At 46.1% G+C, this 16,445-nt stretch carries 15 protein-coding genes; 8 read left to right on the top strand and 7 right to left on the bottom strand.

Features of this window, described 5'->3' with window-relative positions; genetic code table 11:
* Nucleotides 1-20: 20 nt before the first annotated feature.
* Nucleotides 21-1,433 carry an S-methylmethionine permease gene (mmuP, locus tag MHB43_RS28280; RefSeq protein ID WP_339179634.1) on the top strand — a complete coding sequence of 471 codons (1,413 nt, stop codon included), beginning with the start codon at nucleotides 21-23 and terminating at the stop codon, nucleotides 1,431-1,433.
* Nucleotides 1,411-2,478, top strand: a complete 1,068-nt coding sequence (gene mmuM / locus MHB43_RS28275; RefSeq protein ID WP_221820616.1) for a homocysteine S-methyltransferase — start codon at nucleotides 1,411-1,413, stop codon at nucleotides 2,476-2,478. The genes mmuP and mmuM overlap by 23 nt, the downstream gene beginning before the upstream one ends.
* 83 nt (nucleotides 2,479-2,561) lie before the next feature.
* Here the strand turns inward: mmuM and MHB43_RS28270 are convergent, their stop codons facing one another.
* The 5 genes from MHB43_RS28270 to MHB43_RS28250 form a co-directional block, all read right to left on the bottom strand.
* Nucleotides 2,562-4,964, bottom strand: a complete 2,403-nt coding sequence (locus tag MHB43_RS28270) for an FtsX-like permease family protein (RefSeq protein ID WP_339179630.1) — start codon at nucleotides 4,962-4,964, stop codon at nucleotides 2,562-2,564.
* A gap of 2 nt (nucleotides 4,965-4,966) precedes the next feature.
* Nucleotides 4,967-5,725 carry an ABC transporter ATP-binding protein gene (locus MHB43_RS28265; RefSeq protein ID WP_221820619.1) on the bottom strand — a complete coding sequence of 253 codons (759 nt, stop codon included), beginning with the start codon at nucleotides 5,723-5,725 and terminating at the stop codon, nucleotides 4,967-4,969.
* Between the two features lie 103 nt (nucleotides 5,726-5,828).
* A complete protein-coding gene (locus tag MHB43_RS28260; RefSeq protein WP_339179625.1) occupies nucleotides 5,829-7,271 on the bottom strand; it encodes an ATP-binding protein in 1,443 nt (480 codons plus the stop codon).
* Between the two features lie 20 nt (nucleotides 7,272-7,291).
* Nucleotides 7,292-7,993, bottom strand: coding sequence for a response regulator transcription factor (locus tag MHB43_RS28255; protein ID WP_339179622.1), 702 nt, complete (start codon nucleotides 7,991-7,993; stop codon nucleotides 7,292-7,294).
* A 236-nt stretch (nucleotides 7,994-8,229) separates the two neighbouring features.
* A complete protein-coding gene (locus MHB43_RS28250; protein WP_221820625.1) occupies nucleotides 8,230-9,060 on the bottom strand; it encodes an AraC family transcriptional regulator in 831 nt (276 codons plus the stop codon).
* A 375-nt stretch (nucleotides 9,061-9,435) separates the two neighbouring features.
* On the opposite strand from MHB43_RS28250, the gene MHB43_RS28245 reads away from it, so the two are divergent.
* Together MHB43_RS28245 and MHB43_RS28240 are read left to right on the top strand one after the other, a co-directional pair.
* Nucleotides 9,436-10,212: a sugar phosphate isomerase/epimerase gene (locus MHB43_RS28245; RefSeq protein WP_036606781.1), complete on the top strand. Its 777-nt coding sequence runs from the start codon at nucleotides 9,436-9,438 to the stop codon at nucleotides 10,210-10,212.
* 55 nt (nucleotides 10,213-10,267) lie between these two features.
* Nucleotides 10,268-11,287 carry a Gfo/Idh/MocA family protein gene (locus MHB43_RS28240; RefSeq protein WP_062836369.1) on the top strand — a complete coding sequence of 340 codons (1,020 nt, stop codon included), beginning with the start codon at nucleotides 10,268-10,270 and terminating at the stop codon, nucleotides 11,285-11,287.
* A gap of 126 nt (nucleotides 11,288-11,413) precedes the next feature.
* Here MHB43_RS28240 and MHB43_RS28235 read toward each other — a convergent pair whose 3' ends face one another.
* A complete protein-coding gene (locus MHB43_RS28235; protein WP_339179618.1) occupies nucleotides 11,414-12,361 on the bottom strand; it encodes an aldo/keto reductase in 948 nt (315 codons plus the stop codon).
* A 20-nt stretch (nucleotides 12,362-12,381) separates the two neighbouring features.
* A complete protein-coding gene (locus MHB43_RS28230) occupies nucleotides 12,382-13,386 on the bottom strand; it encodes a Gfo/Idh/MocA family oxidoreductase (RefSeq protein ID WP_339179616.1) in 1,005 nt (334 codons plus the stop codon).
* 118 nt (nucleotides 13,387-13,504) lie between these two features.
* Here MHB43_RS28230 and MHB43_RS28225 point away from each other — a divergent pair, with 118 nt between their 5' ends.
* The 4 genes from MHB43_RS28225 to loaP all read left to right on the top strand — a co-directional run bounded on the left by MHB43_RS28225 (nucleotide 13,505) and on the right by loaP (nucleotide 16,339).
* Nucleotides 13,505-14,344: a helix-turn-helix transcriptional regulator gene (locus MHB43_RS28225; protein WP_221820633.1), complete on the top strand. Its 840-nt coding sequence runs from the start codon at nucleotides 13,505-13,507 to the stop codon at nucleotides 14,342-14,344.
* A gap of 106 nt (nucleotides 14,345-14,450) precedes the next feature.
* Nucleotides 14,451-14,858, top strand: coding sequence for an RrF2 family transcriptional regulator (locus MHB43_RS28220; RefSeq protein ID WP_405130862.1), 408 nt, complete (start codon nucleotides 14,451-14,453; stop codon nucleotides 14,856-14,858).
* A gap of 212 nt (nucleotides 14,859-15,070) precedes the next feature.
* Nucleotides 15,071-15,520, top strand: a complete 450-nt coding sequence (locus tag MHB43_RS28215; protein WP_074096526.1) for a nuclear transport factor 2 family protein — start codon at nucleotides 15,071-15,073, stop codon at nucleotides 15,518-15,520.
* Nucleotides 15,521-15,820: 300 nt separating this feature from the next.
* Nucleotides 15,821-16,339 (top strand): antiterminator LoaP, encoded by a 519-nt coding sequence (gene loaP, locus MHB43_RS28210; RefSeq protein ID WP_221820635.1) that lies wholly within the window; start codon nucleotides 15,821-15,823, stop codon nucleotides 16,337-16,339.
* The last annotated feature ends 106 nt before the right edge of the window (nucleotides 16,340-16,445 follow it).

Genomic DNA, 16,445 nt, shown 5'->3' with positions numbered 1-16,445 from the left:
GAAGTAGGGGAGCAGCAGGTATGGAGAACAACAACGACAAAGGGCATTTTCAGCGGAAAATGCAGGCACGGCATGTGGTCATGCTCTCTCTCGGAGGAGTTATTGGAACGGGATTATTCCTCAGCTCAGGTTACACCATTCAGCAAGCGGGACCACTGGGTACCATTCTGTCCTATCTGATCGGAGCCATCGTTGTATATCTGGTGATGCTCTGTCTTGGTGAACTGTCTGTTCATATGCCAGAGACGGGAGCATTTCATAGTTATGCAGCCAAATATATCGGACCAGCAACAGGCTACACGGTGGCTTGGTTATACTGGTTAACCTGGACTGTTGCGCTTGGCTCCGAATTCACAGCCGCCGGATTGCTGATGCAGCGCTGGTTCCCATCGGTGAACGTATGGATATGGAGCGCGCTCTTTGCCCTGATGATCTTTCTGTTTAACGCTTTAACGGTGAAATTATTTGCGGAATCCGAGTTCTGGTTCTCATCTGTAAAAGTAGTGACTATCGTAATCTTCATTATTATCGGTGGCGCAGCCATGTTTGGGTTCATTCCGATGGCGGATGCTGAACCAGCGCCGTTTCTATCGAACATTACCGCATCCGGGTGGTTCCCTCATGGGGCTACAGCGATATTGATGACCATGCTTGCTGTAAACTTTGCCTTCTCAGGCACCGAATTAATCGGCATTGCTGCCGGTGAGACGGAGAACCCGGAAAAGACGATACCGAAGGCTATTCATACAACGCTGTGGCGTTTAGTTATTTTCTTCATCGGAACGATCATTATCTTGTCGGCCTTACTGCCCATGTCGGATGCCAGTGTACTGGAAAGTCCGTTTGTAGCGGTAATGGAACGGGTGGGTGTACCCTATGCAGCAGACATTATGAACTTTGTTATTCTGACGGCGATTCTCTCTGCTGCCAATTCGGGCTTGTATGCATCTTCACGGATGCTCTGGTCTTTGGCTGACAAAAGAACGATCTCTCCGTGGTTTGCCAAATTGACCAAAAGTGGGGTACCACTGAATGCACTTCTGATCAGCATGGTAGGTGGTGCGCTGGCCTTGCTGTCCAGCATCATTGCGCCAGGTACCGTATATATAACACTGGTTTCCATTTCAGGTCTGGCTGTTGTTGCAGTATGGATGAGCATCAGTGCCTCCCAATACATGTTCCGCAGACAATATATCCGTGAAGGCCATGCGGTCAAAGATCTGGTGTACCGCACACCACTCTATCCGGTGGTACCGATTGTTTCATTTATATTATGCCTGGCTTCATGCATAGGTATTGCCTTTGACCCGACACAGCGAATTGCGCTGTATTGTGGGGTTCCGTTTATCGCATTATGTTACGCTGCTTATTATCTGACAGAACGTGTGAATAAGAAAAGAGGACAAGTACATGACGCAAGCACAACAGACTAACCCGATAGAACAGATCCTGCGTGAACATCCAGTCATGATTCTGGATGGAGCGTTGGCAACGGAACTTGAACAGCATGGATGTAATCTGGATGATCCGCTCTGGTCGGCTCGTGTGTTGCTTGAGAATCCGGATGTTATCGTTCAGGTCCATGCGGATTATTTCCGCGCAGGAGCCGACTGTGCAATTACATCCAGTTATCAGGCGACGGTGGATGGCTTCAGCAAGAGAGGAATCGATGAACAGGCAGCACTGGAGCTGATCCGCAAGACGGTGGAGTTGGCTGCAAAAGCGAGAGATGCCGTATGGGTGGAAGTGCAGAGTGATTTAGTAGGGAGAGAAAGCTCAACAGGTCAGCTTGTAGAAGCTCCTCCGGTACGTGCCGAGACGGTGGAGAATGAGGAGCAAATAACAGATCGTACAGTAGATCATGAAGGAGATTGTGCTCGTCCACGTCCAATTATTGCCGGGTCCGTTGGGCCGTACGGCGCCTATCTGGCGGATGGTTCAGAGTATGTGGGACATTACGGCGTGTCGGATGTGACGTTGGCTGCTTTCCATCGACCACGTATGGCAGCGTTGCTTGAAGCAGGTGCAGATATTCTGGCTTTTGAGACGATTCCTTCCTTGCAGGAAGCACAGGTGCTGGTTGATGTACTGAAGGAGTTTCCTCATGCGTATGCCTGGTTATCTTTTTCTTTAAAAGACGGGACAAGCATCAGCGAGGGCACACCGCTTGAGGTATGTGCACAGAAGTTTGGCTCTGAGCCGCAGATTGCGGCGATTGGCCTGAACTGTGCTCCGATGGAAGTGGTGAGGGAAGCAGTGGGTATTTTGAGCCGTACCAGCGATAAACCTGTTATTGTGTATCCGAACTCAGGAGAAGTATACGATGCGGCAACGAAGACGTGGAGCGGACAGGGTACATGTGGCAGTATGAGTGATGCTTCTGAGCAGTGGGTTGCGGCGGGCGCGCAAATTATTGGTGGTTGTTGCCGCACTACCCCACATCAGATTGGTGAACTTGCGAAGAAGTGGCGGAAATAGTTCTTATCATAATAACAAGCCCTTCCACATCCTATAGAGGTATGGAAGGGCTTGTTTTATTGTGTTAAGGCATCCTTATTACATTATTCGATAACCAGCATACGTGGCGATGCTTCCCGAATGATTCTTGAAGAGAACCATGAGCCAAGACTGGCTGCAATGATGGTTAGACAGGTGAACAGTACCATGCCACCCCAATGCAGGATCAGTGGAAGTTGTACGATACCATAACCGGAAAGGACCATTTCGAGTAGAAGAGGTAGCAGATATACGCCGACGAAAATACCCAGTATGGCTCCCACGGAGGACAGTATGAACATTCCCATGGTGAGCGATAACCTGATTTGGCGGGATGTCATTCCCAGCGATTTGTATATCCCGTACGTTCTGCTTTCTTTACGAATATTGATTCTACAGGTACTGAAAATAATGATGAACGTCACAGTAATAAACAACAATCCAATGAGGCTCATCGGATAGATCAGGATGTTAGCAGCTTCCACGTAAACGGAATCAAGCAATGTCTTCTGAGTAACTACCGAAGCGAAATCTTTAAATTGCTCATTTAATTCCGAGGCAACCTTATCCGCTTGTGCCATATCGTTCACATTGATGAAGATAACATCAAATTCACTATAACTGGGGTTCACACTTCTCATAGCATCAATGGTGATTCTGCCTGAAACAGACATGTTGGCGATTGCCTGATAGATTCCTGTAATGAGGAATGTACGCTTTTCTCCTTCAATATAGATATCGATAAGATCACCGAGATCTTTATTTGATGTGTTGGCTACACTTACACCAAGGGCAATTTCATTCGCATGTTGTGGGTTAACCCCTTTTAACGTTTCGAATCCAAGTTCTTGATAACTCCCGTCCAGTACATTCAAGTTGATGCTGATGGATTGGCCCTTGACTGTTGCCGAAGACTCCGGGCTAATTACACCCGTTGTGTTCCCTTGCCAGCCTGCATTGCTAATCCTTGAATCCTCTTCTAACGTTTGTTTTAATTCAGTCTTTGGAACGTTACTTTTGTTCACGACCACTGCTGCGATATTGGCATTGTCATACCCCCATTTAGCTGCGGTCTGTTCAATTCCGGTTATACTGGTCAGCAGAACATAACCCAGAACAAGTACGGAAGAAGCCATGGTGGTTAGCAGGAGTGTTAGAACAGAGCTTTTGGTGTTTTTGAACACATGTCGGAATCCAAGCACGGCGGTCACAGGCAGTCGTGTGAAGCCGATCCAGTGGGCCAATGGCGAATTCATTTTGCCAGCCATCCGGCCGTGATCTATCTCCGACATACCATAACGAATAGCTTGCACGGGCTGTATGCTGCGTGCCTTTTTGGCATATAACACAGTGAACAGAATCACTAGAGCAAATAGTAGTGCGCCGGACAGTATGGCCGCATCCAATCCATGGACTGGAATGTTCTGATTCCCCACTCGAAGAGAGGATACAGAAATATTAATGATCCATTTGGATATCCATATACTGAGTGCAAGTCCTGGGATAATGGCTACGATGGATAACATTGCATATTGAATAACATAGGTGCCTATCGTTTTTCGGGAAGTCAGACCTAGTGATTTGAGGATTCCTATCGTTCTGTAATTGGCCAGGATGGCATCTGCAATCGTAAACCCGATGGTCATCAAAGCGATGGAGAGCATGACAACACCCATGAATATCATGATGAATCCAATAACCTGATTGATGATCAGATAGAAAGAGGCAATCGCCTCGAACTCCATTTTGGATTCCAGAAACGGAATACCTGTCTCACGATTGTATCGTTCCCAATACACCGAATTCATGCTGTAATCGTTAAAATGGATGCCCATCATACGATTCTCGTTGCCAGTAAGTGTAGCGAGATCATGTTGATAATCGGTAGGATTCATCCAGACCCGTGCTGTATTGGAGAAGGGTGCCCCGTATGGTACATCGATCACAATACCCGATACATTCAATTCGAGTGTGCTTGAGCCGGTTTTGAAGCCAATGGTATCACCTACCGAAATATGATAGGTATTTGCCATGGACGTTGGAATCCAGACGGAGCCTTGTTCGGGCACTGTGTCGGGCGTTCCACTTGAGAAAATTAGTTCATCCACACCCCAGGGCGGTGGAGGCGTATTAAACATGTACAGGTAGATGTTAGGGATGTGAGTTTCATTCAAAATGATGCCTGACAATGTACGATACGTTAGCAAAGGGGACACCTGAGCTCCATCCTGAGAAGCCCACCAGTTGTGCACAGCGTCAGGGTCATTGAGCCCTTTTTCAAACGTCAGGATCTGATGAGATCCATGGGTTCGGGTATGCATTTCATAAAACTGATTGCCTGTGTTCGCCAGAATGACAATAGCTGTAGATACAAGAAGTGTCGAGAGTAGCAGGAGCAGCGCAATCAGCGCATTTTGTATTTTGTTCCTGTTCAGATACGACAAGCTAAGTTTAAACATGACAGCCATCGTTATTCCTTCCCCGTAACCAAAGCGAAGATAATCGCTTCACGATCCTGAATTTGATGTTCGTCATAGGTGTCAAACTCAAGGATTCCGCCAATCTTGCCGTCCAAAATGTAGATCAGGCGATCTGCCCGACAGGCGGCCTTGATATCATGCGTCACCATAACAACAGACTGTCCTTTTCGGTTGAGGTCTGTAAGGATATTGAGAACAGCTGTGCCGTGTTCCATATTCAGGCTTCCGGTCGGTTCATCCGCAAAAATGATATCCGGTGAATTGATCAAAGCCCGTGCAATGGCAGCTCGCTGCTGTTGTCCTCCAGATGTCTGGGAGGGGAGGCGGTCACGCTGTCCATCAATATCCATGGCATTCATCAGCTCAGCAGCGCGGGATTGGATGTCCTTCGTTTTGTTTCCAGCGATATATCCCGGTAAAGCAATGTTCTCTTTGATGGAAAGGTCTGGGACCAGATTGATGCTCTGATAGATATAACCAATCCGGCGGGTGCGGAAGTCGGACATTTCCCGTTCACTATAAACGTCAATCCGTTGGTTGCGAAAATAGACCTCACCTGCTGTGATCTGATCTAGTCCGCTTAGCAGATATAGGAGAGTTGATTTGCCAGAGCCAGAGTTACCCATGATGACCGTGAATTCTCCTTCATAGATGTCGAGATCAACATTACGGATGGCATGATATTGTTCACTTCCGCTGTTGTACGTTTTGCACAGATTCTGTGCACGGATAATCACTTTTTTGGACAAGTCGAATCACTCCCGAGTGCAGTATAGGATTCATTCTAGAGGAGGGATGTTGAGGAAGCCTTATCAAATTATGAATAAAGTATTACAGCTGTTGAGTGTAGGCTCAGCAGATCGGCAGATAGAACCGGAAAGTTGTGCCTTGTCCTTCTTTACTAGTAAAGGAAATATGGCCTCCATGTGCTTCAATAATGCTTTGGCAGATGGAAAGGCCCAGCCCTGTACCTTCCTGAACACGTTGTTCTGCATGACTCGCCTGGCCTCTGAAGTAACGCTGAAAAACAAACGGCATGTCCTGTACACGTATTCCCTGACCCGAATCGGCAATCGTCACTTTCAAGTGCCCGGATTCCAGTTCCATATCAATACGGATCGTGTCTCCTGGAGCTGTATGCTTGAGGGCATTGGCGGCAAGATTGGAGATCACCTGTTCAATTCGAGTGGGATCGATAGCGATTAACACATTGGGGATGTAGTTGGGCCCTTTATAGATAAGCCCCTTTGTTAGGACAACATGTTCAATAGGTTTCAACATCGTCTCCAGTATAGGCCCACTGTACATTTCACGGGTTTCCACCGAAATTTGCCCCAATTCCTGAAGTGCATGAACCAGCAGATCCTCCACAAGGCGGGCTGTCTTATCCGTATGGGTCCGCATGACTCCCATATATTCCATCAGCGTCTCCTGATCGTTGCATAGTCCTTCCTCAATAGCTTCTATGTATGCTTTTATCGTGGTAATTGGTGTTTTAATGTCATGAGATATATTGGTGATGAGTTCTTTTTGTGCTTGTTCCTGCTGAATACGCTGCTCGCTCATATGTTTAATCTCCGTGCGCATTAGATCAAACATGGCATATACTTCGAGCAATTCATCGTTCCGGTTGTACTGGATTTTTTCTTCATAATTGCCTTTAAGCATGGATTCCGCATGTTGCTTCAATTGATGGATGGGAGAGAGCAGATGTTTGTCCAGTTTTCGTTTCATCCAAAATAGAAATAAGCTCAGAATCAGGGACAGGAGCATGAGTGCGCTAATCAATATAACCGGAAAAGTCATCGGTTGCTGAACCGTAACCATAGCTTGGGGGATGGAAAAGATGGCATTGCCGATCTGACTTCCCATCGGTCCATCCATCACGGGAAAAGCAATATCAAGCAAATCGTTACCGCCCGCCGCCTGCGTGGCATGATGCAGATCATAATGAAGAGTTGTACGCAGATTAACTTGCGTTCCTTCAGAGGTGGGGTCGGAGGACAGAATGACTTTTCCATCCAAGTTTAGATAGGTAAGCAGAACTCTGGTCTCTCTGGCGGTGGAACGTATGTCTTTACGAATATTTTGTTCATTAAGATACTGATGATTTTGCTCCAAAGCGAGTAAGATCGGATTGACCTTGAGTCGAACCTGATTCAGGGACAGATTGGATTCGCCTGAATTTTGATCTTGTAACAGCATCATCGACAGTGCAAGAATACTTAAAACGATAATCATGAGAAGCCCAAGTGTTGTTAACAACCAGCGTTTGGACCAGCTGTTCAATGACATGTGGGAGCCTCCAATCTCACTTATTCGTAATTGAATTTGTAACCGACACCCCATACAGTCTTCAGAACGGTCGGATGCGAGGCATCTGCCTCAATTTTTTCACGCAGTCTGCGAATGTATACGGTTACGGTATTTTCATCGCCGTAGGTTGCATATCCCCAGATGGCATCGAGCAACTGGGCTTTGGAGAATACCTGATTCTTATGGCTTGCCAGATAATGAAGTAATTCGAATTCCTTGGCAGACAGAGAAACTTCCGATCCGTTTAATGTAACTTTATAGGCTTTTTTATCAATCACCAGGTTTCCAAGATGCAGCAGATCTGTTCTGTCTCCAACGGATGTCATGCTGTCATAACGCCTGAAGTGGGCATTAATCCGTGCTAACAGTTCGCTCAGCGAGAAGGGCTTGGTCATATAGTCGTCTGCTCCAAAGCCAAGACCAAGTACCTTATCGGTATCACTGCCTCTGGCACTTAGAATGAGGATGGGGATATTGTTGCGCCTTCTGATCTCTCGACAGACCTCGATCCCGTCCATGTCCGGAAGCATAATATCCAGAATGATGTAGTCTGGTTGAATAAGATCCATGATCTGAAGCCCGTCTTGTCCAGTGGCTGCCACGGCGGCTTCATATTGATTTTTGGTTAAATAATCTCGCAGAATGCGCGAAATATCTGATTCATCCTCGATGATGAGGACTTTGCGCTGGTGGGTTAGCATATGTATCGCTCCAGTATGATAGATGGGAATTCAATGAGATATATGAATTAGGTAAGGTGACAGTCTTTATAATTGTACAGTCTTGTTCTCTTGGAGTCACATGAAAAAATATTGAAGTGTACTTCATTCTTATATAAAACGTTCTGACTTCCAGTCGTACTGAGAGTTGATCATAGTTCAATGTATTAAAATAACCCATGAACCTCTTTAAGGTCATGGGTTTCTGATACTTAACATCATACATGCTCCAGATCATCGATAGGCTCATGCTGCTTGGATTTGAGATACTCCGCCGGAGACACACCGAAGTGCGCCCGGAATACCCGGTGGAAATAGGAGTAGCTTGCAAAACCGCAGGATTCCGCAATATGCTCCAGTGTCATTTCACTGTATTTCATTCGTTCCAGCGCTGCATTCAGACGGATCTCAATCGCATATTGAATCATGGTCTGATTGTAGTGCTCCTTGAATAAACGGACTGCACGTGACAGACTGAGCCCCGCATAACGAGCCGCTTCCTCAAGCTTGAACGTAACCGTGGCATGCTCCTCAATAAAACGTTTTAACTTCAGCGCAGAGGACACTGCCCGATCAGTCTGAATATTCTCTTTAATTGCCCGGTCAATATACAGACATAATCCGCGCAGTAACGCATCCTTTAGCTCCGCATTCTCCTCAAGAGGTCCGCGACGTTTCTCAAGTAACATATTTCTCCAAAGGCTGATGAGCTTGTCATCAAGTCCAATTCGGCTCACGGTAGATCGATGCTGCCGTTTCCACCAGTTCTCGATCCAGCTGCCCTCGCAGAACAGATAATAATCTCCGCTGGACAAACGTCCTTCCTTATGCGGTTCATCTACAACGAGATGATAGTCGTCACCAGGCTTTAAGAGCAGCAAGTCCCCGCTCGTCATCCTGAATTCCTCATCCTGTACATATACTTTGCATGAGCCTTCGGTCTGCAGACGGAACAGGTAGGTTTGCAGCTCGCCCTTCATATTATGAGTGAACGCCTTATAGTGGTATGAGTAGTCACAGATCAGTACAGATGTCTCTAACGTATCCAAAGATAAAATCCCCCAATATGTACATCCTTTTACATCATAAGTTTAACTTAACATTTACACGAAAACGGAGAGGACAGAAAGAACCTGAAGAAACGAAGTGTTCGCCTTTATCTCCGGATTTTATCCTTTTGAAAAGGAAATCAAAAAAATCTGGGGGTAACAGCGATCGGAAGGTTGTTCTGTCATCGGAGTGCCAGTGTAAATATCTTCAGTTGAAATTAGCTACATTCAATAGATGCAAAATGATGGAAATAAAATTTGATCAGATAGTTCATGTTCTGACTATATTGTATATGTTCATTCTAGCCTGTTTTGCGGTAGGATGATACCAGATAGAGCAATGAAAGCAAATTTGAGAACAGAGGTGTATCCTACATGAAAAAACTTAATATTGGTTTGCAATTGTTTACACTCCGTGATGAAACTGCAGCAGATTTTCGTGGTACGTTGCGTAAGGTAGCGGCCCTTGGATATGAAGGTGTGGAGTTTGCCGGATATGGCGATATTCCAGCTGAGGAAATGAAAGCGCTACTAGATGAACTTGGACTGAAAGGATTCAGCAGCCACGTTTCATTACATGCGATGCGCGAAGACTTGCAGAAACAAATCGATTACTTGAAAACAATTGGTGCACAATATATCATTTGCCCTTACCTGATGCCAGAAGATCGTCCTGAGAATGCAGAAGGTTGGACCAAGCTATTCGCTGAGTTACAACAATATGGAGCTGAAGCAGCGAAACAAGGATTGATCTTCGGATACCATAATCATGACTTTGAATTCCACGGTCAGGTTGGCGATGCCAATGCCTTTGATGCCATGTTTGCTCAAACATCACCGGAAGCGGTAAAAGTGGAAATGGATGTATGTTGGGTACAATTTGCGGGACAAAATCCGATCGAGTATATTAATAAATATGCGGGTCGCTTGCCGCTGCTTCATCTGAAGGACTTCAGCAAAGACGAACAGGGCCAGATGAAAACACTGGAATTGGGACAAGGTTCAGTTGACCTGCCGGCTGTTATTGAAGGCGCTACGAATGCAGGTGTGGAATGGCTGATCGTGGAACAAGACGTATGTCAGAACCCTCCGCTTGAGAGCGTATCCAACAGCTACAACTGGTTGAAAGAAAACTACCTGAATCAATTCTAATGGACCATCGAACCATGAAAAATGTGAATCTATTTGTCAAAGGAGACTTATGTACATGAGTAAAATTAAAGTTGCTGTATTCGGCTGTGGAGCCATTGCCGAGCGCAGACATATTCCAGAGTACGCTGCCAATGAGAACGTAGAACTTGTCGCTTTTGCCGATCCGATTGTGGAGCGTGCGGAGAAGATGGCCGAGACTTACGGCGGTAAAGCGTATTCCAGTTACGAAGAATTGCTTGCAAACGAAACGGTGGATGCCGTTAGTGTGTGTACACCAAACTATCTGCATGCGCCAATGGCGATTGCTGCTGCAAATGCGGGCAAGCATGTATTGGTTGAGAAACCAATGGCAGTATCCACTGAGGAAGGCGAGCAAATGATCGAAGCTGCCAAGAAAAATGGCGTGTACTTGATGGTTGGACACAACCAGCGTTTGATGCCTCCTCACGTAAAAGCAAAAGAAATTCTCGACTCCGGCAAACTCGGTAAAGTCCTGAATTTCCGTACATCCTTCGGTCACCCGGGTCCGGAAGCATGGAGTGTGGACGGAGCGGAAAGCTGGTTCTTCCGTAAAGAAGAAGCGATTATGGGCGCGATGGGCGACCTGGGCGTACACAAATCAGACTTCATCCGTTATTTGCTAAATGATGAAGTATCTGAAGTGGCTGGTTTCATCAGCACACTGCACAAGGAAGGCACTAAAGTTGACGATAACGCAACTTGTTTGCTGCGTATGAAGAGCGGAGCGATCGGAACGCTCGTAGCAAGCTGGACACAATACAGAGCTGGAGACAACAGTACAGTGCTGTGGTGCGAGAATGGCGTTATGAAGATCGGAACAGTGGAAGGCGATGAAGTTATCGTTGAACTGACCAATGGTACAGTTGAGACGTACAAAGTTGGTGCCATGGCTACCAATGAGAAACAAGTGCCGAGTGGTGTAATTGACGCATTTGTAGAGTCGATTGTAACCCAAACACCTCCAGCGATTTCCGGAGAAGAGGGATTACGTTCCCTGCAAGTGATCCTGGCAGCATTCGAATCCGAGAAAACAGGTCAGATCATTAAGCTGTAATTCAACTGAATAACAGTGCAATTTCTAACATTCTATATGGCTTAATCTATGACATAAAGGACTTACCTTCAGAGATGTGCTCTGGGGTAAGTCCTTCTGTATTTGTTGATGAATAATTAACTTTCTTTAGATGCCGGCCGGCACTTCACTGCCTAGGTCCAGCCATGTTATTTCAGCAGGAGTCAGCGTGATGCGGGAACCTTCGTCACAGGACAGCAGCTCCGCCTGATTCTGGGCTCCGATCAGGGCACAAGTTGGGAACGTCTGATTCAATACATAAGCGAGTGCAATCTGGATCGGTGTTGTTTTCTTCGAATTCGCCAATTGTTCAGCCCGGCGCAACCGTTCCCAGTTGCCATCACTGTAAAATACACGCACCAGATCTTCGTTATCCCGAACTTCAGGTGTGAATCTTCCAGTGAAGAAACCACGTGCTTGGGAGGACCAGGATAGCAAGGGCAACTTGGATTGCTCATGCCATGCCAGTGTCTCTGCATCTGCTGACACACAGCCTTCCCAGAAAGGTTCGTTTGCTTTGGCGAGACTGAGATTTGGGCTGCTGAATGTGAAGCCCTTCAGGCCATTTGCCGCAGCGTATGCATTGGCTTCCTCGAGCCGCTGCCAGGTCCAGTTGGAGGCGCCAATTGCGCCGACTTTACCGGATTCAATATGTTCGTTCAGTGCTTCAAGAATAACACTGACAGGGGTATTGGGATCATCCCGGTGCAAGGCATACATCTCTACGTGATCTGTCTGCAGACGCTCCAGACTTTCCATCAAGTCACTGCGGATGGCATCAGCGTTCACACGTGGTCCATTCTGGTCATGATGCGCGCCTTTGGTGAGAATGACGATCTGGTCGCGGTTACCACGTTCCTTCATGTAACGACCAAGGACTTCTTCACTCTGTCCACCACAATAGATATGTGCTGTATCTACAGTGTTACCACCAATCGACAGAAAAGCATCCATGTTCGTAGCTGCTTTATCGTAGGCATCATGCACGAAATAATCGGTTCCTTTAATCAATCTGGAGACACGTTTACCTGCACCAGCAATTTCGATATATTCCATAAGTCAGTTCATCCTCTCAATTATAGTGTAATTCGTGTACGTTCTTCCGCTGAACGAAGGCAAGCTTCCAGTACTTTCATATTAGCTACTGCATCGGAAGGGGCGAAGCGCAGATCCTTGCTCTGAAGTACAGCACGTGCCATATCATCTCCCTGCAGAGAGTAGTGGTTCACTTGCGGAACTTCAATCTCTCTGCGTTCACCACCAGTCGTTACATAGAAGTTGGAACTGCGGTCCTGTCCGCTGATAAATGCGGAAGGTACTTCAATAATCCCGTCGGATCCCAATACCTCCAGCGTGTTGCGGAAGGCTGCCCACATGCTGCTGTCAAACGTCACGCCAACGTGATTATCGAATTCCAGCAGTCCGGAAGCCATCATATCGACTTGATCATGCTGTGGAGAGAACATGCCAATAACGGTAACTGCGCTTGGTTCTTGACCAAGCAACAGACGTGCTACGCTGATGGAATAACATCCGATATCATACAGTGCACCTCCGCCCCAATCCCGCCGAAAGCGGACATTGCCGGATGCATTGGAGTTATTAAATGAAAATGTGCTGTGCATACCACGAATCTCACCAATCTCACCGCTGGCAATGATATCCCGGATCTGCTCATATCTTGGATGATGGCGGTACATGAATGCTTCAGCCAGCTGCACACCTGCATCTGCACAAGCTTGAACCATCTCCTGAGCTTCCTGTTCTGTCAGAGCCAGTGGTTTTTCGCACAAAATATGTTTGCCTGCTTCAGCAGCACGGATCGTCCAATCGCGATGCAGATGATTCGGCAATGGGATATATACGGCATCAATGGAATCATCCGCGAGCAAAGCTTCATAACTGCCATAAGCCTTGTCGATCCCAAGTTGTTCGGCAGTCTGTTTGGCTTTATCTTCGTCCCGACTGGCAATCGCGGTTACTTCATTCAACTCGGATTGCTGCAGGCCTGGAATGACGGATTCCACAGCAATGCTAGCGCTACCAAGAATGCCCCAACGCAATTTTTGAACTGAATTCATTTGTTGTATCCTCCTGTGTATGAATGTATATTGTGATTATAAAGAATAGACCAATGAATTAAAATGATAATATATTGAAGTTAGTTAACACAATATTGTTGATTAAGGAGAACCGGCTATGATGAGACAATCCGTATTGCTTACCCTACAGGATATTCCATATTTTTGTTATCCCGAGTCCGTTGGACATTATATGGACCACGTCCAGCATTCCGTGTTGCGTGAGGCTGGCGCACTGAACAACTTTAATATTCACTACGTTGCTTCGGGCAAGGGATATGTTGAAGTGGACGGGGTGGTGCATGAGCTTCGTGCAGGTCAGGCGGTTCTCTATTTCCCGCAGCAGCGGCAGCATTATTATAGTAGTGAAGATGATCCATGGGATGTACGATGGCTTCATTTTTACGGTGAACGTCTGCATGATTATATGATCGAGCGGGGGTTACATCGCAATCTATTGTGGACACTGCGGCAACGCAGCTCTTGGGAAGAGGCTCATCTGGCCTTGCTCACTGAGGCGGAACAGAACACGATGCTGCGTCCGGCTCAGCTATCCACACTGACTTATGCCGTACTCGCCGAGTTCGTGCAGCATGCGGTACCTTTAAAGAGCACACGCACTACCAGCAAGACGGAGAGTCGGGTTCTTGCGCTGCTTCCACAGATGCAGCAGGAGGCCTGCCAACCTTTCCTGTTACAGGACTGGGCGGATCTCGCAGGTGTGAGTTCGTATTACTTTTGCAAAATATTCAAGAGTGCTGTGGAGATGACGCCCATGGAGTTTATCACTCGTTCACGACTACAGATGGCGAAGCAATGGTTACTCGAACGGCCTACGGCCAACATTGGACAAATCGCGGAGGAAGCGGGGTATCCTAATGCCAGTTATTTTAACCGCCAGTTCATGGCCCATGAGGGGATGACACCTACGGATTACCGCGGATTGTATCACAATTAACCCGTATCCTTTCGTTGTTGCCAGTGCTTGAGGCATAGTGGTTTGACAGAGAGCTCAATCAAGTCTATTATGGATAAATTAAATCCGTATATAATGAGGTGCCCTCATGAAATATTCAAAAGCGACAAATTATGCTTTGCATACGATGCTTCATCTTGTAAGTACTGCTCCTGAGCAGCTGGTTAGTGTACACCAACTTGCAGAATTGCAGAAGGTATCACCAACGTATCTGTCCAAAATTTTGACCAAATTGGTTAAGGCGGGCATGATCGAATCGACTTCTGGCGCCAATGGTGGCTACCGGCTTAGTCGTAAAAATCCTGATCCTTCTTTCCTGGAGATCATTCATGCGATTGAAGGTCAGGCGTCCCTGTTCGAATGTTCCCAGAATCATAACGCAGGCTGTTTGATCCAGCAGGTGATGGTGCAGGCGGAAGAAGAGATGGAAAGTTTTTTGAACAATAAAAAAATGTCAGAACTGGCTTCCCAGATGAAGGGTGCACATTTCCTGTAACTTGCACTAGAAGTGAAGTTTCGATGGACGCGGTTAACTCGTCTGGCACATAGGTATATCCAGGTCTTTCCCAACCTCGCGAGAGGTAAGGAAAGATTTTTTTGTATCGTTGTACCTATTAGAAGCCGAATGGTACAATAAGGAAGGTATAGTATGCATACATACATGATCCAAATCTTACATCACATTTTACATCTCTGGAGGGACAACACATGAGCCAATCAACGATCACAGGACTGGAACAATTGCTCGCGCTTGAAAACATTCGGAATACCAAGGCGCGTTATTGCCGCTATATTGATACGAAGCAGTGGGATACCTTGGGTGACGTATTCGCTCCGGATGCTGTGGCCGATTTCAGCACAGAAGGCAATCCAATTCCGGTATTAACAGGCCGAGATACGATCGTACAAGTCTTCCGTGATCTGGTGGATGTTGCCGTAACCGTGCATCATGTTCATAGCGCCGAAGTTGAATTTGTATCCGAGAACGAAGCAAAGGTCATCTCCCCAATGGAAGATTGGGTCACTTTCCCGGAGGGCAATGAGAACAAATCCTTCCACGGATTTGGGCATTACCACGAAACTTTTGTCAAAATCGACGGCCAGTGGTACATCAAACATACAAGTCTGAAACGTCTTCGTTTGGACCTGTTTGAATAGGATAAGGATGGATAAAGATCACTTACAGAGGTTCGGTGCTGTAAGTGATTTTTTGGTTACCATGGAAACGAGTATTGTTCCGAAATTCGATATCAGACAAAATGTGAGTGCTTTATGTGAATTGTAAGATTATTTTACATAAAATTGAATTAATAGCATTGACGTTCCAAAAGTCATGGGTTAAGATATTCACAATAAAACAATTACATTTTATTACACAAATTGAAACTTAGGGATTTAATTCTCTCTTATTTTATGTATATTTCCGCTTGGCTAATTTGTTAATCAGAGGATGATGCCATGAACTGGTACGCATTGTTTGTACATACAGGAAGCGAAGAAGTCATTAGGAAATACCTACATATGTATCTAGGAACCTCCATCCGAGTTTTAATCCCCAAGAGAAAAGTTCCGGAGAAGAAATCAGGTATTTTTGAAGCCTGTACCAAAAAACTCTTTCCTGGTTATGTATTAATTCAAGTCAACATGTCCGCCGAAACATACCACTTAATCTGTTCTATTCCTCATATCATTAAAATGCTGGGAACTAATGCAAGCTGCACGCCAATCCCGGATCATGAAATGACCACATTGCTTAACCTCATCAATCCGGAAGATATTATCGATTATTCAACCGTATATATGGAAAATACCAAAGTTGTGGTGCTGGATGGCCCATTGATGGGAAACGAAGGCATCATTAAGAAGATTGACAAGCATACACGCAGAGCAAAGGTGTGGCTTCATCTAACAGGCTACGATGAACCCAAATTAGTTGATTTGGGTGTTGAAATTTTATATGCAACACAAGAAAAATGAGTACTCAGACATGTTATGGTCACATACGACAACCAAAACCGGAGGAGCAGAATGAAGCTTAGGCACATTTTGCAACCAAAGGAGTCATATGCATAAACACTGAAAT

Origin of the sequence: Paenibacillus sp. FSL H8-0317 (genome assembly GCF_045040685.1) — a bacterium.
Lineage (GTDB): Bacteria > Bacillota > Bacilli > Paenibacillales > Paenibacillaceae > Paenibacillus.
Note: the sequence above shows the minus strand (reverse complement) of the source record. Positions and strands in the feature narration are given on the sequence as shown.